The organism is Providencia sp. 6390 (genome assembly GCF_058148425.1).
This window is the reverse complement of record NZ_JBYVYL010000009.1, coordinates 120,835-143,820: the sequence shown is the minus strand read 5'-3', so window position 1 is coordinate 143,820 and position 22,986 is coordinate 120,835. Positions and strand designations below refer to the sequence as shown.

19 protein-coding genes are annotated in these 22,986 nt (G+C 43.5%); 17 read left to right on the top strand and 2 right to left on the bottom strand.

Annotated elements, in window-relative coordinates:
• Positions 1-214 precede the first annotated feature (214 nt).
• The 6 genes from AC3Z9T_RS17715 (at position 215) to AC3Z9T_RS17690 (ending at position 6,232) form a co-directional block, all read left to right on the top strand.
• Positions 215-1,000, top strand: coding sequence for an SDR family oxidoreductase (locus tag AC3Z9T_RS17715; RefSeq protein ID WP_490127415.1), 786 nt, complete (start codon positions 215-217; stop codon positions 998-1,000).
• Positions 1,001-1,045: 45 nt separating this feature from the next.
• Positions 1,046-2,293, top strand: a complete 1,248-nt coding sequence (locus AC3Z9T_RS17710; protein WP_490127414.1) for a styrene monooxygenase/indole monooxygenase family protein — start codon at positions 1,046-1,048, stop codon at positions 2,291-2,293.
• Between the two features lie 14 nt (positions 2,294-2,307).
• Entirely contained in the window at positions 2,308-2,844 is a 537-nt protein-coding gene (locus tag AC3Z9T_RS17705; RefSeq protein WP_490127413.1) for a flavin reductase family protein, read from the top strand.
• A 14-nt stretch (positions 2,845-2,858) separates the two neighbouring features.
• Positions 2,859-3,641 carry a cyclase family protein gene (locus tag AC3Z9T_RS17700; RefSeq protein WP_490127412.1) on the top strand — a complete coding sequence of 261 codons (783 nt, stop codon included), beginning with the start codon at positions 2,859-2,861 and terminating at the stop codon, positions 3,639-3,641.
• A 3-nt stretch (positions 3,642-3,644) separates the two neighbouring features.
• A complete protein-coding gene (locus AC3Z9T_RS17695) occupies positions 3,645-5,258 on the top strand; it encodes a phytoene desaturase family protein (RefSeq protein ID WP_490127411.1) in 1,614 nt (537 codons plus the stop codon).
• Positions 5,259-5,335: 77 nt separating this feature from the next.
• Entirely contained in the window at positions 5,336-6,232 is an 897-nt protein-coding gene (locus AC3Z9T_RS17690; RefSeq protein ID WP_490127410.1) for a SphA family protein, read from the top strand.
• 246 nt (positions 6,233-6,478) lie between these two features.
• Here AC3Z9T_RS17690 and AC3Z9T_RS17685 read toward each other — a convergent pair whose 3' ends face one another.
• Positions 6,479-7,486, bottom strand: a complete 1,008-nt coding sequence (locus AC3Z9T_RS17685; protein WP_490127409.1) for an AraC family transcriptional regulator — start codon at positions 7,484-7,486, stop codon at positions 6,479-6,481.
• A gap of 710 nt (positions 7,487-8,196) precedes the next feature.
• On the opposite strand from AC3Z9T_RS17685, the gene AC3Z9T_RS17680 reads away from it, so the two are divergent.
• The 11 genes from AC3Z9T_RS17680 to AC3Z9T_RS17630 all read left to right on the top strand — a co-directional run bounded on the left by AC3Z9T_RS17680 (position 8,197) and on the right by AC3Z9T_RS17630 (position 21,783).
• Complete coding sequence (locus tag AC3Z9T_RS17680; protein WP_490127408.1) at positions 8,197-10,398, top strand: thiamine pyrophosphate-dependent enzyme; 2,202 nt, start codon at positions 8,197-8,199, stop codon at positions 10,396-10,398.
• Positions 10,399-10,408: 10 nt separating this feature from the next.
• Positions 10,409-11,905 carry an indolepyruvate oxidoreductase subunit beta family protein gene (locus AC3Z9T_RS17675; protein WP_490127407.1) on the top strand — a complete coding sequence of 499 codons (1,497 nt, stop codon included), beginning with the start codon at positions 10,409-10,411 and terminating at the stop codon, positions 11,903-11,905.
• Positions 11,906-11,915: 10 nt separating this feature from the next.
• The gene (locus tag AC3Z9T_RS17670) at positions 11,916-12,338 is read left to right on the top strand and encodes an acyl-CoA thioesterase (protein ID WP_490127406.1); all 423 of its coding nucleotides are present in this window, start codon (positions 11,916-11,918) and stop codon (positions 12,336-12,338) included.
• 28 nt (positions 12,339-12,366) lie between these two features.
• Complete coding sequence (locus AC3Z9T_RS17665) at positions 12,367-14,682, top strand: bifunctional salicylyl-CoA 5-hydroxylase/oxidoreductase (RefSeq protein WP_490127405.1); 2,316 nt, start codon at positions 12,367-12,369, stop codon at positions 14,680-14,682.
• A 25-nt stretch (positions 14,683-14,707) separates the two neighbouring features.
• Positions 14,708-15,835 (top strand): cupin domain-containing protein, encoded by a 1,128-nt coding sequence (locus tag AC3Z9T_RS17660; RefSeq protein ID WP_490127404.1) that lies wholly within the window; start codon positions 14,708-14,710, stop codon positions 15,833-15,835.
• Between the two features lie 59 nt (positions 15,836-15,894).
• Positions 15,895-16,806, top strand: coding sequence for a fumarylacetoacetate hydrolase family protein (locus AC3Z9T_RS17655; protein ID WP_490127403.1), 912 nt, complete (start codon positions 15,895-15,897; stop codon positions 16,804-16,806).
• A gap of 18 nt (positions 16,807-16,824) precedes the next feature.
• Positions 16,825-17,856, top strand: a complete 1,032-nt coding sequence (locus tag AC3Z9T_RS17650) for a carbon-nitrogen hydrolase family protein (protein WP_490127402.1) — start codon at positions 16,825-16,827, stop codon at positions 17,854-17,856.
• Positions 17,853-18,608, top strand: coding sequence for a maleate cis-trans isomerase family protein (locus tag AC3Z9T_RS17645; RefSeq protein WP_490127401.1), 756 nt, complete (start codon positions 17,853-17,855; stop codon positions 18,606-18,608). Before AC3Z9T_RS17650 ends, AC3Z9T_RS17645 begins: the two co-directional genes overlap by 4 nt.
• Before the next feature lie 85 nt (positions 18,609-18,693).
• Positions 18,694-19,152 (top strand): MarR family winged helix-turn-helix transcriptional regulator, encoded by a 459-nt coding sequence (locus AC3Z9T_RS17640; protein WP_490127400.1) that lies wholly within the window; start codon positions 18,694-18,696, stop codon positions 19,150-19,152.
• 259 nt (positions 19,153-19,411) lie between these two features.
• The gene (locus tag AC3Z9T_RS17635) at positions 19,412-21,058 is read left to right on the top strand and encodes a Na+/H+ antiporter (RefSeq protein WP_490127399.1); all 1,647 of its coding nucleotides are present in this window, start codon (positions 19,412-19,414) and stop codon (positions 21,056-21,058) included.
• Positions 21,059-21,123: 65 nt separating this feature from the next.
• Positions 21,124-21,783 carry a hypothetical protein gene (locus AC3Z9T_RS17630; protein ID WP_490127398.1) on the top strand — a complete coding sequence of 220 codons (660 nt, stop codon included), beginning with the start codon at positions 21,124-21,126 and terminating at the stop codon, positions 21,781-21,783.
• Positions 21,784-21,803: 20 nt separating this feature from the next.
• Here AC3Z9T_RS17630 and AC3Z9T_RS17625 read toward each other — a convergent pair whose 3' ends face one another.
• The gene (locus AC3Z9T_RS17625; protein ID WP_490127397.1) at positions 21,804-22,424 is read right to left on the bottom strand and encodes a flavin reductase family protein; all 621 of its coding nucleotides are present in this window, start codon (positions 22,422-22,424) and stop codon (positions 21,804-21,806) included.
• Positions 22,425-22,986 lie beyond the last annotated feature (562 nt).

Genomic DNA, 22,986 nt, shown 5'->3' with positions numbered 1-22,986 from the left:
CTTCATAAATCACAGTTTTCATAAATCGGATATTCAATGCTGGAATTGGATATTTATTCAATAATATCATTGCCTTAAATTTAAAATTACCGCGCTGTATGGATAATTATTGCGTACAGTGGCTACAGCTTTTTCCCTTTTTTACGTAATCATGCCTCATGTTAATTAATTGTGAATTTATTGTGAGTGGATGAGCGCAAAGAGGGCACAACACATGAAAGGTTTGAACAGCAAAATTGCCATTGTCACGGGCGGTGCAACTAAGATCGGCGCGACTGTCGCTAAAATATTGAGTTCATATGGCGTTAAAGTCACTATTTTTGATATTGACCAAACCAATGGTGAAAAAGTGGCTCAATCAGAGCCAAATATTGATTTTTTGACTATTGATATTACCGACGATCAGCAGCTTAAACAGGGTATTGATCGTGTTGCACAAAAATACGGTCAACTGGATTTTTTAGTCAATCTGGCCGCCACTTACCTTGATGAAGGCCAGTCATCCACAAGGCAGGATTGGCTAACTGCCTTGAATATAAACGTTGTTAGTGCCGTTATGGCGGCACAATTTGCTCAACCTCATTTTGTGAGGGCCGGTAAAGGTGCAATTGTTAACTTTACTAGCATCTCTTCTTCAGTGGCGCAAACGGGCCGCTGGTTATATCCCGCTTCTAAAGCAACCATGCTTGAAGTGACTCGCAGTCAAGCAATGGATTATGCAGCAGATGGTATCCGAGTGAACTCTGTTTCCCCCGGTTGGACGTGGTCTCGTGTGATGGATGAAATCACTGGCGGTGATCGCCAAAAAACCGACCGTGTTGCTGCCGATTATCACTTACTAAAACGCGTTGGTGACCCAGAAGAGGTCGCTCAAGTCGTTGCTTTCTTATTGTCTGATCTCGCCAGTTTTGTCACTGGTGCTGACTATGCAGTCGATGGCGGTTACTCCGCTATGGGGCCAGAACAAGCCAAACCCGCAATCCCACGTCTTGCTGAGTAACACTTAGCAGCCTTCATTTTGTTAAATAGTATTGAGGAAATAACTATGCGTCGTATAGCAATCGTAGGTGGTGGTCAGGCGGGGATGCCATTGGCACTTGGCCTGCTCGATAAAGGTTATCAAGTTACTGTTGCCACCAACAGAACCCCTGATGATGTTAAAAATGGTCGCGTGATGTCAAGCCAGTGCATGTTTGATATCTCATTACAGTTTGAACGCGATCTTGGCATTAACTTTTGGGAAGATGAATGCCCTCCTGTTGAAGGTATCGGTTTTACCGTTCCAAACCCAGAAAAATGTGGTGAAAAAGCCATCACATGGCGCTCACGTTTAGATAATTATGCACAAGCCGTTGATCAGCGTATCAAAATGCCCTACTGGATGGAGCTGTTTGCCGCTCGTGGCGGTAATTTACGTATTGAAGATGTCGGTATTGCTGAGTTAGAAAAACTGGCTGAAACTCATGATCTGGTGGTGCTCGCGGGCGGCAAAGGGGAGATCGTTAAATTATTAGAACGTGATGCAACACGTTCCCCTTATGATAAGCCACAGCGTGCGTTGGCGTTGACTTATGTACATGGCATGACACCAACACCTGAATTCTCTCAAGTTTCTTTTAATTTGATCCCCGGTGTCGGCGAATACTTCGTATTCCCATCACTGACCACAACGGGTGCCTGCCACATTATGGTATTTGAAGGGATCCCCGGCGGGCCAATGGATCAGTGGAATGAGGCAAGAACACCACAAGAACATTTGGCCTACAGTAAAAAGATCCTTGATACCTACTTACCGTGGGAAGCAGAACGTTGTCGCCATATTGAATTAACGGATGATAACGGCATATTAGCGGGTCGTTTTGCACCGACAGTGCGTAAACCTGTGCTGACATTACCTTCAGGCAAGCAAGTGTTTGGCCTAGGAGATGCCTTGGTAACGAATGATCCACTCACAGGGCAAGGGTCAAACAATGCCACTAAGGCGTGTAAAGTCTACTATGATGCGATCCTCGCTCATGGCGACAAACCATTCACTGCGCAGTGGATGAACGACACATTTGAGCAGTTCTGGAAATATGGCCGTCATGTGGTTGAGTGGACCAACTCACTGTTAGCACCACCGGAGCCACATATCCTCAATTTATTGGGTGCTGCGCAACAGCTGCCTGCCTTATCACACACTATCGCAAATGCCTTTAACTACCCTCCAGTGCTGTTTCCATGGTGGAAGGATGGGCACGCTTGTGAAGCCTACATTCAGTCATTAATGACGGAAGATGCGCGTGCGTCATAACAGGAGATAAGCGTATGTCAATGATTGCAGAGGATAGAACAATGTGTGAAAGCGAATGGGGACATACTGAGTTTGAATCGAAAGTATTGCGTAACCTGTTGGGATGTTACCCAACAGGAGTAGCGATTGTTACGACGCGTACTGCCGATGGGCGTGATGTTGGGCTGACGATCAATTCATTTGCATCGCTGTCTCTTGATCCGCCATTAGTGTTATGGAGCTTAGTCAATCATTCACCCAACTTAGACGTATTTCGTGATTGCACTCATTTCACCATCAATATATTGGGCAAAGATCACCAAGAGCTCGCGTTACGATTTGCTAACCCACGTATCACCAACAAATTTGAAGATGTTGCTGTGCATATAACGCCAGAAGGCATGCCTGCATTACGTGGGGCTATCGCCACATTAGTCTGTGAAAACCACAAACAAGATCATATCGGTGACCACTTATTAATGGTTGGTCATGTACGCCGCATCGGTAGCGAAGCAGGCAAACCTTTAGTTTTCCACGGCGGTAGTTTTACTGCCCTACATGACGCGCAATAAGCGCAGGAGACACGATGAACCAGCAAACCTTAATGTCATTCGCAACGGAGTTACAAAAAGGTCACATTCGCATTGTCGATCTGACTCAAACATTGTCACCGTCATTTCCAGCTTTGCAGCTACCCGAACAGTTTGGTCAGGTATGGTCATTTAGCATGGAGCAAATCTCTCGCTACGATGACAATGGCCCTGCATGGTATTGGAACAACTTCAGTTGTGGGGAACATACAGGCACCCACTTTGATGCACCTATTCATTGGATCAGCGGTAAAGATCAGGCGAACAATACAGTCGATACTATTCCACTACAGCATTTTATTGCCCCTGCCGTGGTTATTGATGCCAGTAAAGAAGTAGCAGAAAACGCGGATTGGGTATTAACCGTTGAATTCTTACAAAAATGGGAATCTCAGCACGGTAAAATTCCTGCGGCAGCATGGGTACTATTGAGAACGGATTGGTCTAAAAAGGCCGATAACCCAGAAGCTTACGTCAATATGCGTGAAGATGGCGCACATACACCGGGCCCTTCACAAGAAGCGGTTGAATGGTTGATACATCAGCGTGATGTGAAAGGGTTTGGTGTTGAAACCATCAATACCGATGCAGGCCAGTCCTATAGTTGGCCGATCCCTTATCCATGCCATACCTTGATGCATGGCAATAATAAGTATGGCTTACAGTGCTTGAAAAACCTCGATCAATTACCTGCAACGGGTGTGGTTATCGTTGCGGCACCATTAAAAATTGAAGGGGGTTCAGGTAGTCCATTGCGTGTTCTTGCATTAGTGGGGTGAGTTATGGCTATGCAATCAAACCCCCAAGTGATTGTGGTCGGGAGTGGAATGAATTCCTTAATGTGTGCCGCCTTATTGGCGGTACGCGGGAAATCTGTCTTAGTGTTAGAGCGCAATGATCGGTTGGGAGGCTGTATTCGAACAGAAAACCTCTATCCGGGCTACACCCACGATGTACTTTCTTGTTGGTATTCATTGTTTGTGGGTAGCCCCGGCTACCAAGAACTTGAACCTTACTTAAAACAGCAAGGACTAGAATTTGCTCAATGTGACTATTCGACAGGGTTAGTACAACCGAATGGGCAGTCGATTGCACTAAAACGCGATATTGCTGAAGCCGCAAAACAGCTTGATCAATTGGCTGCTGGTGATGGGCAAGTTTTCCGTCAAATGGCAGAAAAATTGTTTAGCGAAGATGCTGCATTGACCTTCGGCCTACTTGGGCAAAATCCGTATAGCGGCAGCATGCTAAAACTGTTGTTCAACGAATGGCGTAAACGCGGTGTTGATGGGCTACTCGATTTTGCCAAAGCAGGGGTAGAGAGCTTTCGGCGCTGGTCAGAGCGTGAGTTACAACACGATTTTAGTCGTGCATTGATGGCCCCGTGGGTACTGCACACAGGTTTAGGACCTGACGAGGCAAGTTCTGCATTAATTGGTAAATTAACCTTTGCAGCAGTGGTTGCAGGTGGAATGCCAGTCGTAAAAGGTGGCAGCTATCGTATTGTTGAAGCATTCACTCGAGTAATTGAACAACATGGCGGGCAATTACAAACCTCCATGAATGTGGAAAAAATCCTTACTGAAGGAACAGGTAAGCAACGACGTGCAACAGGTGTGCAAGCTAACGGCCAAGTGTTGCAGGCTCAAGAGAGTGTCGTGTGCAACGTAACGCCAACGCAGTTGTATGGAAACTTGCTTGACGATGTGCCACCACAAGTGATGCGAAAAGCAAAAGGCTACCGCTATGGGCGCGCTGGCATGCAAATCCATTTTGCATTGAGCGCACCACCACCATGGTGTAACCCTGAGTTATTGAATGTACCACTGGTGCATTTTACTGAAAGCATGGAACAAGTTTGCTTATCTGTGACTCAAGCCAATAATGGCCATTTACCCGACAAACCTACTTTTGGTATTGGTCAACCCACCACACTTGATCCAAGCCGTGCACCGGAGGGAGGGTGGATCTTATGGATCCAAATGCAAGAACTCCCTCGGCAGCTAAAAGGCGATGCCGCAGGACAAATTAACATACCTGCCGATGGCATGTGGAACGAAGAAGTCCGTGAAGCGGTTGCTGATCGTATCCAACAACGTTTAGAGCTAGTCATGCCAGGTTTTTCATCACTGATTGTTGGCCGAACTGCGGTCTCTCCTGCCGATCTCGAAAACTATAACTGCAACCTTGTTGGCGGCGATCCTTATTCAGGAACCTGTTCTCCTGATCAGTTTTTCTGGCTACGCCCATTTGCAGCATCAGGGCAAACCAAAACGCATCAAACTGCGGTCAAAAATCTGTTTCATATTGGTGCATCAACACATCCAGGCCCCGGTTTGGGCGGTGGCTCTGGCTATCTTGTTGCACAGAAATTAGCAGTAAAACGTAGGAAGTAACTATAAGTGCAACGGAGTGTACACCATAACAAGCAAAGACAAACACAGCAATTACCGCAACCACTATGGCAGGATAAATGATGAATAAAAGAATGATCAGTAAGTTGGTAGCAGGTTCGTGTCTAGGTGCACTTTCATTCAGTGCGGTAGCCACAGAAGGCGGTGGGTTAGGTATCTATCCGGATGGTTTAGAGAATTTTATGTCAGGGGCATTACCGCCTCCGGGTGTGCACGTATTGATGTATGCAGGTAATGCACATTATGACAGCGTCAGAGATAATAAAGGAAACAAAGTTCCGATCCCTGGTTTTAGTGTCAATGTAAATGTATTAGCGCCTCGTTTGATCTGGGTAACCGATCAAAAAGTGTTGAATGGTGATCTTGTCGTTCATACTGTCATTCCTTTACTCGATGTCACGGCAAAAGCCGCGGGTAATAAAGAAACCAGCCGTGGCCTTGGTGATATCACTGTGGGGGGCGGGCTTGGGTATCACCCCTCGGCGGACTTACACTATGTTGTCGGGCTGGATACTTTTACGCCAACAGGTAAATACAGCAAAACAGACCCATCGAGCTTAGGTAAAAACTATTGGACTATCCAACCTGTTTGGGCCATCAGCTATATTCCACCCGTAGGTGTAAATGCAGATTTAAAAATGATGTATGATTTTAACTTCCGTAATGACGAGACAAAAACTCGCTCAGGGCAGGCATTCCATGCTGATTATGCACTCGGTTGGGGTTTTGGGAATGGCTGGGTTGCAGGGGTTGGAGGCTATGCTTTCCTTCAAACAACCGATGATAGTGGCCCTAACTCAGCACAAGGTAAGGCTCAAGCTTATTCGATTGGTCCATCTATTCGTTATGCTAACCAGCAAGGTTGGTTATTCACTGCTAAATGGGAAAAAGATTTTGAAGTGAAAAATCGCCCTGAAGGCTCACAAATTTACTTAAAAGCATCAATTCCTTTTTAATACTAGTAAGCCCAGTAAGGTGATTACTGGGCTATACTCGTCATACTTCAAGTTGCAGCGCTTTTCGTTAAGATATACGAGACTACGTTCATTCGCACTAGTCACATACTTATGTAGGCTCATAGCAACTCACTCACTTGTCGCCTAGCTGCGCCTCGAATTATTTAGAGTATCGCTTTATGTAATATCAAAAGATAAAGGCTTTTCTTACGTATATAGAAAAGCCTTTTATTGATAATGAAATTATTAAGCTTTTTTGATGCTTTGGCTAGGGGTCTCACCGTAGCGTTGTTTGTATTCAGCACTGAAACGCCCCATATGTGCAAACCCCCAACGCAGAGCAACACCTGTAACACTTGCCGCTTCGCCAGATAATAATTCAGAACGCACACGCTCCATGCGCAAATCACGTAAATACTGCATTGGGCTGATATCTAAAAATTCTTTAAACCCTGCATATAGGCTGCGCAGGCTGACGCCTGCGATATGGGCGAGTTGCTCAACCGTTATTGGCTCGTGCGCGTGGGCTTCTAAGTATTCTTGCACGCGTCTAACATGCCTTGGACGAATGGTGGCGCGCCGATTTCCTGAATCTTCCGTATAATTGTGTGATTGAGTTGACAATAAAGTTACAGAGACCAGTTGTTCAACTTGAGAGGTGATTAACTTATGTTGTAAAAGGTCGGGGGTACGCGTAGCGCATTCAATGAGGTAATTCATCAAGGTTCGCCATGCAATACATGATTGCCATTCAAATCCCAACTCAAACACTAATGGTTTATCTAAAGTATGCCCTAGCTGCCCAACTAATGACCGCTCTAATAGCGAACGTGAAATACGTAACATGAACTGATCGTTATCGCTATTCCAACACATACAGGTTGATTCTTCTGGGCTGAGTAATGATGCCATGTGAGGCGTTGACTCGATCCGTTTTCCACCACTTTCAATCACAGCACTTCCGGAAAGTGGCATTTGTACCAGAAAAAAATCTTGTAGTTGTCCCGGTGCAATTCGTACATCAGCGCCATAGCGTAGACGGCTTAGTGAAATATCCCCCATTGGGATGTAGTGCATACGTGCATCTAAGCGCTGATGTGGGTTAAGTAAATTAAACTGGTGTGGTTTCATTACTCGGCCAACCATTGATTTGATCTCTTCAGGATCAGCCGAAGTAAATAGCAAACGCTCTGTTGAACAGAGCTGGTTTTCAATCTGGGGTGCAGATGAATGGGACCACGAGTTGCTCAACATCGTAGGACCTCCAAATAAAGTCGTCAGGCTATTTATTTATTTATTTATTGTTAGGGGCTTTATCTACGCAGTGCCTGATCCATTCTTTTTTTATTTATCCCTAAGCCTTTTTCAAGGAATAGCAAAGCTAAATAGAGCTTGTTTTATTAACATTCTATTAAAATATTTGTAACGAATGGTGATTTGAACATAGCACGAATGGTGTGGTAGACATAGACAGATATGTGCAAAAACTATCCATAAAATGCAAAAAAACCGACTCTATGTGATTAATGTGATAGTGATATCAATATAAAAAATAAAACTATTTTTGCTATTTTATGGTGAGAAACTCATGATATATCATATTTTTCATTACATTATTTTGCACTAATAGACTAACGTTAAATCAATGATGATATTTTTGAGTTTAATTTGGTGTATTATACTATAACATTGGCTTTAATGTGGGTATTGATGGCATTTTCGACTTAATGAGTTAGCCATTTGTTAACGATCGTTTCTCCCCCACCTTCTTTCTTTACTTAGTAAGAATACCCTTTTCCTTATTGTTTTTACTGATTTTTGTCCAATCAATGCAGCTCCTATCCACTCTTTGCAGAAATCTAATATGCATGATTAATCATGCATTGACCTTTTGGTAACAAAAAAGATACAAGAAAGAAACGCAAAAATGATAGCAACGTTCTGACGTTCATTGTGAGGTTAAAATGGCTGAGCGATCGTTTGTACAAGAAGTGCAGAAATTACGGCAGGGGAAAGGTGATGTTTTTAGTGGTGAGGGGATCCTCGCAGTCACCAAAGCTTTATTAGAGTCCGGTGTTTCATACGTGGCAGGTTACCAAGGTGCACCTATCTCGCATCTAATGGATGTACTTGCTGATGCGCAAGATATTTTATCTGATTATGGTATTCGTTTCGAAAATAGTGCGAGTGAAGCAACCGCAGCGGCAACACTTGCAGCATCGGTCAATTATCCATTAAGAGGTGCAGTGACATTTAAAGCAACAGTAGGCACTAACGTTGCTTCTGATGCATTGGCTAACTTAGCTTCAGGTGGTGTGTTGGGTGGAGCCTTGATCATTGTGGGTGAAGATTATGGTGAAGGCTCCTCTATCATGCAGGAACGTAGCCATGCCTTTGCGATGAAATCACAAATGTGGTTGCTTGATCCACGTCCTAATTTACCGTCAATTGTCCAAGCCGTGAAAGATGGATTCGATCTCTCTGAAGCGAGCAATACGCCAGTGATGTTGCAGATGCGTATTCGTTCTTGCCATGTTCATGGGCAATTTGTTTGTGCGGATAATCAACACCCTAAATTTACCGTAAAAGATGCATTAGAAAACCCAACTCGTGATGTTAGTCGTATTGTATTACCTCCGGCGAGCTTCCTGCATGAAAAAGAAAAAATAGAAGCGCGCTGGCCTGCGGCAGTGAAATTTATCCAAGAACGTCAATTGAATGAATTTTTTGCTGAAGATACGGATGATGTAGGAATTGCTTTGCAAGGTGGCTGCTATAACACTTTGATCCGTGCACTAAACCAAATTGGGTTAGCAGATGTATTTGGCAATAGCAAAATTCCATTGTATGTGATGAACGTTGCTTATCCGCTGATTGACGATGAGTTTGAACGTTTTTGCCGTAATAAAAAATCAATTTTAGTCCTAGAAGAAGGGCAGCCGAATTTTGTTGAGCAAAATGTGGCTAACATTCTACGTCAACGCAATATCGATGTTGCACTGCATGGTAAAGACATGCTGCCAATGGCTGGAGAGTATAATACAGCTACTGTTTTAGCAGGTCTCCGTTCCTTCCTAGAAAGATATGGCAAGATAGAGCCACAAGTAAAAGCTGCCGCAAAACAAATTCGTATACCTACAATTACGGTGGCTGCCCCACAAACAAATGCTGTTGAAGAGCCTGAGTATATCAATGCAGCAGAGCCAACTTTGGATGAAACTGTCCATTCGCGCCCACCAGGGTTTTGTACGGGTTGTCCTGAGCGGCCTATCTTTACAGCAATGAAATTAGTCGAACGTGAGCTAGGTGAACACCACGTTAGTGCTGACATTGGTTGTCATTTATTTTCCATTCTACCGCCTTTCAACTTAGGAAATACCACCATGGGTTACGGGCTCGGTGGTGCTGGTGCGGCAGCACTCAATGCTCAAGCAGGTAAGCGGGCGATTTCAGTCATGGGGGATGGCGGTTTTTGGCATAACGGACTAACCAGCGGTATTGCTAATAGTGTGTTTAACCGTAGTGATAACTTAACCATAGTCATCGATAACAGCTATACCTCTGCAACTGGTGGACAAGATATTTTGTCTTCAACAGCGCTCAACCCAACGCGTAGCACCGGTCATGAAATAGAAAAAGCAGTTAAAGGCGTTGGTGTGAATTGGGTAAAAACCATCAAGCGTACTTATGACTTAAAAACCATGACTAACACATTGCGCGAAGCACTCACCACTCAAGAGAAAGGGCCTAAGGTGTTGATTGCGCAAAGTGAATGCATGTTGAACAAGCAACGCCGTGAAAAGAAAAAAGTTCGCAGTGACGTTGCTGCGGGTAAACGTGTGGTTCGTGAGCGCTTTGGGGTCGATCCAGATACTTGCACCGGCGATCACTCATGTATCCGCTTATCGGGTTGCCCATCTTTATCAATTAAGCCAAATCCAGATCCGTTGAGATCAGATCCTGTTGCAACGGTCATGGACAGCTGCGTTGGTTGCGGTCTTTGTGGTGAAGTTTCGCATGCTGCGGTTCTTTGTCCATCTTTCTTCAAAGCACAGATCATCACCAATCCAAATGGCTGGGACAAATTACGCCATCATGTTCGTGGCTGGTTTATTGGCTATTTGCAGCGTCGTGATACGCGTCGCCGTGAGCAACTGAGCTTCTAAGGAGAAAACCATGGTTGCATTACAACCCATTAAAATAGCTATTTTAGCGATGGGCGGCGAAGGCGGCGGCGTTCTTGCCGATTGGATCGTCAATTTAGGTGAGGAAAACGGTTATTTTGCGCAAACCACTTCAGTTCCAGGGGTAGCGCAACGTACGGGGGCGACTATTTATTACGTTGAATTATTCCCTGGTGCAGATAACCCACTCACTCCAAAACCTGTATTAGCACTAATGCCAATGTCTGGAGATGTTGATGTTGTGCTTGCTTCTGAACTGATGGAAGCAGGCAGAGCGGTACAACGAGGCTTTGTGACACCGGAACGCACGACACTGATTAGTTCTACACACCGTGTTTATTCTATCGCTGAAAAATCAGCAATGGGCGATGGGCGAGTGGATAGCCAAGCCTTGATCCGCCATGCAGGCCTCGCTGCTCGTCAGTTTATCCATTTCGACATGGAAAAGGCGGCACAGGAAAGTGGCAGTGTGATCAGTGCAGTGTTATTTGGTGCGTTATTTGGTGCCGGAGTGCTCCCTTTTAGCCGTGTTCAATTTGAAGAAACAATTGTGCGTGGTGGTGTTGGTGTTAAGCCAAGCCTCCGTGCTTTTTCTCTTGGTGCAGAGATGGCTGCTTACCCTGAAGAAGCGCATAAACCACAAGGCACACAACCAACGCCTTTTGCCCCGAAAAATAAGCAAGTTGCTCAATTACTCGTACGGATTGAGCATGAATTCCCTCAACATACGCATTATTTGGCTACGGAGGGGGTACGTCGCTTAATTGATTATCAAGACCCTGCATATGCCTCCCTTTATCTCGATCGTTTAGCAAAATTGTTTGGCCAGCAAGGCGGTGATGATGAGCGTTTACAGCGTGCATTGGCACGCCACTTAGCACTGTGGATGTCATATGAAGACACGATCCGCGTTGCTGATTTAAAAATTCGTGACAGTCGCTTTCAACGCGTGCGTAACGAAGTACGTGCTAATGATAGTCAATTGCTCGATATCAATGAATTTATGCATCCACGTATTGAAGAGATTTGCGAAACCCTTCCCAAAAATTTAGGTAACTGGCTAATGCGGCCACATTGGATACACAAAGCGCTTCGCAAGTTTACCCAAAAGGGGCGCACTATCACTACCAGTTCGTTGGGCGGTTTCTTACAGTTATATCTGCTTGCGGCTTGGCGGCGTGGACGTCGTACAACATTACGCTATCAGCTAGAAACTCAGCGTATTGAGCAATGGCTATCGGCAGTTTTGAAAGCTGCGCAGACTAACCCTGCCTTAGCTACTGAAATTGCTCAGTGTCAGCGGGTAGTGAAAGGTTATAGCGATACACATGCACGAGGATTACGTAACTTCCAGATATTAATGGATATTGTGGACAACTATGGTGCTCAGTTAGTCCCTGCTAATTTGCGAGAACTGCGTGAAGCCGCACTTGCTGATGAACATGGTAATGAATTGCGCAAATGCCGCCAGCGCTTGGCAATGGAATAAGGAAAACATAATGAGCCTACTGAAATTTACTCGACCACATAAAATTTTATTTTCTGAGTGTGACCCCGCTGGGATCGTATTTTACCCACAGTATTTCATTATGTTTAACAACCTATTAGAGCGTTGGGTGGACGAGCTGCTTCCCCAAGGTTTTGCTGGTTACATTTTAGATCAGCGTTTTGGTCTGCCTACTGTGCATTTAGAAGCTGAATTCAAAGCGATTAGTCGTATGGGCGATGATGTTCAACTTGAGTTACAGGTTGAGCGCATTGGACGTAAATCAATTACGTTGCGACAAGTCTGCACTAGCACAGAGGGGGAGTTGCGCATGCAAGTCACTCAAACTTATGTCACGACATCTTTAGAAACGCATCAGGCCATTGCAATCCCTGATGAGCTGTATCACGCCTTAACCCAGCAGCAACCTGTGTGATGGCACGATGTAACAAAGGAGAAAGTGTATGAATATCGTTTGTATCGGCGGCGGTCCCGCAGGGCTTTACTTCGGGTTGCTGATGAAATTACAAAATCCACAAAATCGTGTGGTGGTGGTTGAACGTAACCGTCCGTATGACACTTTTGGTTGGGGGGTGGTTTTTTCTGATGCCACACTCAGTAATTTGCGCAAAGCAGATCCTGTTTCAGCTGAAACTATTTCTGCGGAGTTTAGCCATTGGGATGATATTGATATCCATTTTAAAGGTGAATGTAATCGTAGCGGTGGTCATGGCTTTATCGGTATCGGGCGTAAAAAATTACTGAATATTTTACAAGATCGCTGTTTAGAAGTGGATGTTGAGTTGGTATTTGAAACTCAAGTGACAGACGATCAAGAAATCGCTCGCCAATATAATGCCGATCTTATTATTGCTTCTGATGGGATCAATAGCGCAGTACGTACACGTTATGAAAATGTATTCAAACCTGATATTGATCAGCGCCGCTGCCGGTTTGTTTGGTTAGGCACTAAGAAGATCTTCGACGCATTTACCTTCCTTTTTGCTGAAAATGAGCATGGTTGGTTCCAAGTTCATGCTTATCAGTTTCAAGAAGGTCTATCGACATTTATTGTTGAAACAACAGAAGAAACATGGCTCAAAGCAGGCATCGATCAAATGTCACAAGAGGATGGTATTGCCTACTGCGAAAACCTTTTTGCTCCATGGTTAGATGGTGAAAAACTGATAGCAAATGCGGCTCATTTACGTGGTGCAGCAATTTGGATCCGCTTCCCTAGAGTGATTTGTGAAAATTGGGTGCACTGGACAACGCCAACAAGTGAAAAAGATGTTCCTGTCGTATTAATGGGGGATGCTGCTCATACAGCACATTTTTCTATTGGTTCAGGGACTAAGTTAGCACTTGAGGATGCGATTGAGCTGACGGAAAGTTTAAAGGCTACAAATGGTGATTTGCGCAAAGGGCTAGAGCACTACCAAAAAGTACGTAGTGTTGAAGTACTCAAAATTCAAAATGCTGCACGTAACTCAACGGAGTGGTTTGAGAGCGTTAGCCGTTATGAAAATCTTGAACCAGAGCAGTTTGCTTACTCGCTACTGACGCGTTCTCAACGTATTTCTCATGAAAATCTACGTGTCCGTGATGCACAGTGGCTACAAAATTACGAAAACTGGTTTGCAGCAAAATCAGGTGTTGATTTGCCTGCTACTGCGCAACAGATACCACCAATGTTAACACCGTATCGTTTACGTGGTGTTGAGTTAAAAAACCGTGTTATTGCCTCACCAACATTACTTTATTGTGCAACCGATGGCTTGATTAGTGATTTTCATTTAGTCCATATCGGAAGCCGTGCGTTAGGTGGTGCTAGTTTGATCATGACTGAAATGACGGCGATTTCTCCTCAAGCGAGAGTCACTGAAGGCTGCCCAGGTATTTGGAATGACCAGCAAGTCAGTGCTTGGAAATCGGTGACACAGTTTGTGCATCAAAAAACGGATGCCAAAATTGGTATTCAATTAGGACACGCAGGGCGTAGAGGCTCAACGCAGCGAGGCTGGGAGCAAGAAAGTTATCCATTGAAAGCTGGAAATTGGCCTTTAGTTAGTGCATCTGCATTACCTTATTTACCGAATATTTCACAGACACCAAGTGAACTCACTGAGCCTCAAATGGCGGAAATTATTGACCAGTTCGTCACAGCTGCGAAACGTGCTGATGAAGCAGGTTTTGATTGGTTAGAGTTACAAGCTGCACATGGTTATTTGTTATCAAGCTTTATTTCACCGTTGGCAAACCAACGTACTGACAGCTTTGGTGGCACACTCGAAAACCGCCTACGTTTTCCTCTTGCTGTTGTGAGCGCTGTTCGTCGAGTTTGGCCAGAGGATAAACCACTTTCGGTGCGTATTTCTACGACGGACTGGGTTGAAGGCGGTACGACTGTTGATGAGGCCGTGCTGATAGGCCAAGCCATGTATCAGGCAGGTGCTGACATTGTGGATTGTTCCTCAGGGGAAGTATCTCCGTTGCAACAACCTGTTTATGGTCGGATGTATCAAACACCAATGGCAGATCGTGTCCGTAATGAAGGTGATGTTCCCGTTATTGCCGTTGGTGCCATTACTGATGCCGATCAGGTCAACAGTATTATTGCTTCAGGACGTGCTGACTTGTGCGCATTATCTCGTCCACTACTTGCTGATCCTGCTTGGCTGCTACATGAATGTGCTCGGTTTGGTTGGAATGCGGTGAGCTGGCCTGCGCCTTATGAATATGGTCGCCAACAACTAATACAACAAGCAAAAAGCCGCTAAATATGATGGCTATTAGGAGGAAACCATGAGTACTCAATCCCACGATCAATACAGAGAGAGTGTAGCAGGGCGTGCTGATGTTGCTGATACTCCAGAGTTAGTTGCGTATTACAAACAACTTGCTGATTTGAAAACAGGTGCACTATGGACGGTTGCTAACAAAATCGAACCTTGGCAGCCAAAGTCTTCATCAGTTCCAGTGCTATGGCGCTACCGTGATTTACGTGAGCATGTATTGCGCTCGGTTGATTTGGTAACTCCAGAAAAAGCGGGGCGCCGAGTAGTTTATTTAAACAACCCAGGGAGACAAGATGTCGCCGCAGCGGTTGGTTGGCTCTATTCAGGCTTACAAGTGATGCATCCCGGTGAGGCGGCTTCAGCGCATGCTCATTCTTCATCTGCATTACGCTTCATCATGGAAGGTCGAGGTGCCTATACCATTGTTGAAGGGCAAAAAATGATGTTAGAAGCCAATGATTTTGTTCTAACCCCTAATGGAACATGGCATGAACATGGTGTTGCTGAAGATGGCTTGCCGTGCATTTGGCAGGATGGATTAGACATCCCATTAGTGAATGCCATGGAAGCGGGTTTTTACAAGGTGCATCCTGATTTGCATCAGGCACAAACACACCCTATTGATTACCCTGTAGGGATGTGGGGAGGAACGGCATTACGCCCACATCATATTGGTTGGGACAAACCTTACTCACCATTATTTAAATATCAGTGGGGGCCAACATATGAAGCATTGCAGCGCGCTGCGAAAGCCGCAGATGGCTCACCTTTTGATGACATTTTAATGCACTACACCAACCCATTAACCGGTGGTCCAGTGATGCCAACAATTGGCGCCAGTATGCAGCTATTACGGCCTGGTTTTGTTGGAAAAGCGCATCGCCATACGGGGAGTTTTATTTATCAGGTTGCTAAAGGCAAAGGCTACTCAGTCATCAATGGCCAGCGATTTGATTGGCAAGAACGTGACATTTTCTGTGTGCCTTCGTGGATGTTCCATGAACATGTGAATACTTCACAGAATGATGACGCTTGTTTGTTTTGCTTCAATGACTTACCTGTTATGAATTCGCTCGGATTGTACTATGAAGAAGCCCTCGCTGAAAACGATGGGCACCAAAAAATTATTAGCTAATTATTTTAATTATTTACGTGAAGATTTAAGTCAGGTAAGCCTGACAAAGGAGAAGAATTATGCGTCTTATCACTTACCGTTCAGATATCACTGCAGCTGCACGTTTAGGGGCAATTGTTGGTAATCAAGTGGTTGATTTAGCTAGATTAGCAGAAGAACAAGGCCAGTATTTACCTGATAACATGTTGGATTTTATCGATCTTGGTCCTCAAGGTGTTCGCTCAGGAAGTGATTTACTAGAGGCATATCAAGGTAACTTCCCTGCGGGTACGGCTTGGCCAGTTCAGAATGTCAAAATTTTAGCTCCCATTCCTCGCCCAAGAAAAAACATTTTTGGTATTGGTTTGAACTATGTAGAACATGTTGCTGAATCTAGCCGTACCCTTGATACATCCAAGGAATTACCAAAAGAGCCCGTTATTTTCTCTAAGCCACCAACAACGGTGATTGGCCCAGGTGATGCGATTGAACATAACGCAAAGATCACCCAGCAACTAGATTGGGAAGTTGAACTGGCAGTGGTCATGGGGACGCGTGCAAAAGGGGTTTCAGAAGCAGATGCTTTAGATTACGTCTTTGGTTACAGCTTAATGATTGATATGAGTGCCCGTGATTGCCGTCGTGCAGGTCAATGGATTTACTCAAAAGGGCAAGACACCTATGCCCCATTTGGACCTTGTATCGTCACTGCTGATGAAATTCCTGATCCACACAGCTTAAATTTGAGTCTTAAAGTTAATGGAGTGACCAAACAAGATTCAAATACACGACATATGTTATTCAATGTTAATGCTCTGATTGCAGATATTAGCAAAGGGATCACACTTGAACCGGGCGATATTATTGCGACAGGTACACCCGAAGGCGTTGGTGCAGGGCGCTCACCGCAAGAGTGGGTATGGCCAGGAGATGTGATTGAAGCCTATGTTGAAAAGATTGGTGAGCTGCGCCACCCTGTTGTTGCGGTATAACGCCAAGGAGAGCAAATAATGTTAAATTTACCTCAATTTAAGGCTGCGGCGGTTCAAGCCGCCCCTGTCTTCCTTGATACTGATGCTACGGTTGACAAAGTATGCAAACTGATTGAAGAAGCCTCAGATAATGGTGCCAAATTAGTCGCATTTCCTGAAGTGTTTGTCTCTGGTTACCCTTATTGGAGTTGGGTGATGAACCCAATTGAAGGCAGTCCGTGGTTTGAGAAGCTTTGTAAGTCAGCCATTGAAATTCCGGGGCCTGAAATTCGTAAAATCGCTCAAGCTGCTGCTCGTCACCATATTAATGTCGTTGTTGGCGTCAATGAGCGTAATCCAAATGGTATTGCCACGCTTTACAACACATTAGTCACCATTTCGGATGAGGGCAAAATATTAGGCCGCCATCGTAAGTTAGTGCCTACATGGGCAGAAAAGTTAACATGGGCAAATGGTGATGCTTCATCATTAAAAGTACACCAAACCAGTATTGGTCCTTTAGGGGCATTAGCCTGTGGCGAAAATACCAATACATTGGCTCGCTTCTCATTATTAGCACAAGGGGAGTTAGTACATATCGCAAGTTACATTGCGTTGCCTGTCGCACCTAAAGATTATGATATGGCGGAAGCCATTAGGTTACGCGCATCGGCGCATTGCTTTGAAGGTAAGGTGTTTACCATTATTTCTTGTTCAACAGTTTCTGAAGAGATAGTTGAAGCAATGGCGGAGTCTCATCCTCAATCTCGAGAGCTACTCGCTCGCCCTAACAGTGCATTTTCAGGAATTATTGGGCCCGATGGCCGTGTGATTGGTGAACCTTTGGTTGATAAAGAAGGGATTGTTTATGCAGATATTGATTTGAATCGCTGCATTCAGCCAAGGCAAATGCATGATATTACAGGCCACTATAATCGTTTTGATATTTTTGACTTACAAGTCAATCGTCGTCCATTAACTGCAGCGCGTTTCCATCATAATGGGCAAGATATTGATGAATTGAATCAATTCGCGGATCAAGATGAAATTTCACAGGAGAAAGGGTTATGAGCCACGTGCGTGCGTATCGTATCGGGCAAATCGTGCCCTCTTCAAATACCACTATGGAAACAGAAATTCCTGCTATTTTGCGAGCTCGTGAGGCACTGTTCGCGGAACGGTTTACCTTTCATTCAAGCCGTATGCGTATGAAAAAAGTGACTAAAGAAGAATTGGAAAAAATGGATGCAGATAGTGATCGCTGTGCGATCGAATTGTCTGATGCAGCCGTTGATGTATTAGGTTATGCCTGTTTAGTCGCTATTATGAGCATGGGGAAGGGCTATCACCGCGTTTCGGAAAAGCGCCTGCATAAACGTACGATTGATAATGGTCATATGGCACCCGTCGTGACTAGTGCTGGTGCACTTGTTGATGGTTTGCATGCAGTTGGGGCAAAACGTATCTCTATATTAACCCCTTATATGAAACCACTCACTCAGCTAGTTATCGATTATATTGAAAATGAAGGTATTGAGGTGGTGGACAGTATTTCTTTGGAGATACCAGATAACTTGGATGTGGGCCGTCAAGACCCGCTAGCGCCTGTGGAAATCACTAAAAAGCTCAATACCAATGTTGATGTTATTGTGGCTTCAGCTTGTGTACAAATGCCTTCATTGCCGTCAGTTCAACTAATTGAAGATCGCGTAGGGTTACCGGTATTGTCATCATCCATCGCGACGACCTATATGATGCTGAAAAAATTAGGGTTAGATACACGGGTTGATGGATTTGGCTCTCTACTTTCAGGAAAGTTTTAATTAAATGGTGTTAAAGAGTCGTTTTCTATCTGCTAACCTTTTAATATCGAATGAAATAATATGTTCTGTTAGTGAAGAGGAACAGATGCCAGACTCAAAAGTATTTGTTGATAATTACCTGCCTGCCCTATTGGGGCAGGCGTGGATGTTAGTTTCATCAGAGTTCCATGCGGTTGTTGAAGCGCATGGCTTATCGGTACTTGAATGGCGAGTGCTTTCAACATTGGCTGATAATGGCTCTATGGGGATCACTGAACTTTCACAAAAAACTGTCAGTAAGCAGCCAACGATAACCCGTGTATTACAGAGATTAGAGCAGCAAGGGCATGTTATTCGACACAACAATCATACAGGCAGTGATCGTAGGGTGACGCTAGTCAGTATGACATCAAGCGGTATGTTGCTGGTGGAAGGGTTACTGCAAGAGGCAGAATTGCATGAGCAGTCAGTTTTGGCTCCTTTAGGATCACGTAAAAGTAAAATGTTAAAACAGGTATTACAAGAGCTGATTGAACGACATAGCACAGAAGAAATAAAAAAATAACGAATAATGACTATTCATATTAGTAGTGAGTAATTTATCGATACTAATAGTGATAAATGCTTAATTATCATTGTGATAATATATATGTGAGTAAGATTTTATTTTTGCTGTAATATTCTGTAACAGAATGATAGTAATCAAAGTTTTATGAAAAATCTGTTTTTTAGCTTTCTGGTAAATAGATACTTTACATCGATTCAATTTATCTATTTACTTCACTACTGATAACTTCTGCTTAGCCTAATATTGGAGCAAATCCATGTCAGTTGTGACCCTTGTACTAGTTTTTTTACTCGCCGTTATTGTGAGCGTGTTTGTCTCGCGGCTACTTAGGGATATTATTCCTTTACCTATTATTCAGATAGCACTGGGTGCAGGGCTATCGCTGTTTGGTTTTACGGTTGAATTTGAGCCGCATCTATTCCTATTTTTATTCATTCCACCATTATTGTTCTTAGATGGCTGGCGGATCCCTAAAGAAGCGTTATTTCAGGAAATAAAACCGATTATGTCACTCGCCATTGGTTTGGTTGTGGTGACAGTTATTGGGATGGGGTTCTTTATCCATTGGCTGATCCCTGCGATTTCTCTGGCAGTTGCTTTTGCATTGGCGGCGATTTTGTCACCTACAGATCCGGTTTCTGTTTCTGCGATGACCGTTAATTCACCACTGCCTTCACGTATGGCACATATTCTAGAAGGTGAATCACTGCTTAATGATGCAACAGGCTTAGTTTGTTTTAGCTTTGCAGTCACTGCCGCTTTAACGGGGACATTCTCCCTTGCTTCCGCGGCTGGACAATTTGTATTTGTCGCATTTGGTGGGATTTTAATTGGTTTATTGGTGGCATGGGTTATCGGTTGGTTAAACCAATTTTTGGTAAAACGCACAGGTGAAGAGCCAGCGATCCAAATCATGATCAGCCTGTTAATGCCATTTAGTGCATACTTGCTGGCGGAACACTTGCATGTTTCAGGCATTTTGGCAGCAGTGGTTGCGGGTATCGCAATGCACTATGAAAAAATTGCAGGTCGTATGCAAGCGGCAACTCGCATGCAAAGTAAAGCGGTGTGGGATACGGTACAAACTGCACTTAACGGTATGATTTTTATCCTACTTGGTGAACAGCTGCCAGCGATGTGGAATAACATGCCACAAGTTGCAGAAGCCGCGGGTGCAAGTCATCCATGGATGCTGTTTGTTTATGTCATCATTATCACATTCGCTCTTGCTATCTTGCGTTTCAGCTGGGTGTGGATATCGATGACATTGACGGTCTTCCATAAACGTCGCCGTGGAAAAGAAGCGGATGTATTGCATATTCGTATGATGGCAGTGATGGCAACGGCTGGGGTTCGTGGTGCGATTACCTTAGCAGGTATTTTGACTTTACCATTGTTGATGCCTGACAACACCTTATTCCCAAATCGTGATGTAGCTATCTTTCTAGCAATGGGGGTGATCCTGTGTTCATTACTGATTGCTAGTATTGCATTACCGATCCTGACGAAAGGATTGGTTCAAGATTTACCTTATGATGATGATGAGATCCGTGCTCGTATGGCATTGAATGAAGCGGCAATGGCTCATTTACGTGAATTAATGAATCATCCATCCGAAGATGTGGATGAAATTGCCATGCGTACAGAAGTGGGTGCTCAATTATTAGAAATCTATGGCCGACGTTTAGACAATACTGACGAAACAGAGTCAGATGTTTATGATCTGCATAGAATGATTGATATGGAGCGTGAAATGTCGCGTTCTGCACTACAGGCAAAACGTGATGCATTGTATGTGATGCGTAAAGGTAAAAATATTAATGAACGTGTATACCACCGCTTACGAGATGAGTTAGATCTTAAAGAAGAAACTCTAAATCATCATAAAAGTAAAAAACACTAGTTAAAACAACGGCCAGAAATTATATCTGGCCGTTTTGTATATTGAAGAAATAGTAAGGGACTCGCATGGATGATTATCAATTTTCTGAAAGTGAACTCGATAAAATGTGGGACGAAGCATTATTTATCTCTCACGACAATGATCGCAAAGGTTTCAGACAAGATGAGCAAGGAAATTGGATACGACGAAGTGAATATGCTAATCAACAAAGTGACTATGGTTGGTTACCGTTAAGAATAAAATCAGATGAAGGGCTAGAAAAACCAGGCGATTTTATTCCAGCTCATTGGAAATTTGTCCTGTCACAAAATCAACCGAAACCCCATCAATATCGTTTGAAATTATTGTCAGCTGAAAACTTCAATTCACAGCAAATCCAAAGTTTCTGGGAAATTGCGTACAAGCACACGGATGATAATGAGCACAAAGGCTACCGTGTTGATATTTTTGGTCATTGGGTTGGCCAGAAATTTTTTGGTGATATGAGTAGCCCTTTTGGTTGGGGGGTTGTATTGGTTGATGATATTAACGATACGCAAGTAGATAAAAATGTTCGTATGCTTCCTATCAATTTGCATCTAATTTCTTCGCTTACAGAGCAAGTACAACAGGACGAAGATGGTTGGACTGCTTGGGATGCAATAGAACATGGTAGTAATATTTTTGATACCGCGCTTGATGCAATAGGCTCGGTGATCACTGCACCTTTTTCAATTTTTGATTAAAAGGTGGCGCCATAGAAAATCTATTTGGGACGATACATTTGCAGCTGCTGTTGCTCTTCTATCCAAAAATAGTCAGCAGGCCCACCAGCTCGAAGTAAAGGTTGTTGATGAGCAGTGTTATAAACACCCTGTTCAAGTGTGTTTTTAGCAATATGCACCATAACGACTTCCCCCATGACTATCCATGTATCAAGTAAACTACCATCAGCCCGTTTCAATTGTTGATATTGGGTCACAATACATTCCATAGAGACAGGGGTTTGTGCGATGCGTGGTGGTGTGATCAGTGTGGAGGGTAATGTGGTAAGCCCTGTTAGGGTAAATTCACTTTCCCCATGCGGTAAAGTGGCACTGCTAGTATTAACATGCTCACCGAGATCTTTAGTTGCAAGGTTATAGACAAATTCACCTGTCTCGATTGCGTTAGTGACTGTATCTTTTTTACCTACACTGGAGAAAACCAATATAGGAGGTGAATAGTTGAATATGTTAAAGAAACTATAGGGAGCAAGATTAGGGCGGCCTTCAGTATCACAGGTAGAAATCCAGCCAATAGGCCGAGGGCCTATTAATGCGGAGATAGGATCATGAGGTAACCCATGCCCTTGCATAGGTTGATAGCTATAGAATTGAGTTATCATTATTGGCTCCTTTTTTTTCTATCATAATGGTTCCTTTGCTTATTAGGTGAAAATTTTTTGTAAAAGTGCAGAGAAATGATAATAAATGCATAAATTGGATATTTAAAAAGTGTACTTTTAGTGGGTGACTATTTGCTTTTAAGTGTAATAATTATTTTTATATTCATATTTTGACTTGGATTACAGTAGCTAAAAATTTATTAATCATGATGAAAACTCGGTAAATTGGTTATTTTTACGTGTGTTTATTTAATATGATGAAAATCCGGTAAATTGGTTATTTTATTTTTTTGTATTTATTAACCAAGAATCGATGGGGATTATTTTTATTTCTCTTATATTTTTTGAATGATGGTTCAATGTTGTTATTTTATCAAATGTATTTTTATTTTGTGTTATAAAGTTAATTAAAATAATTAACTTTATAAATTTGTTTTGTTTTTATTTTTTTGTATGCAAAATAAAGTTGTAATTTAATTATTTATAATATTATTCAATATTTACTGTTTTTTGTAGTTAATTGATATTTAATGTGTTTTTGGCTTTAATTATTGAGGTAAAC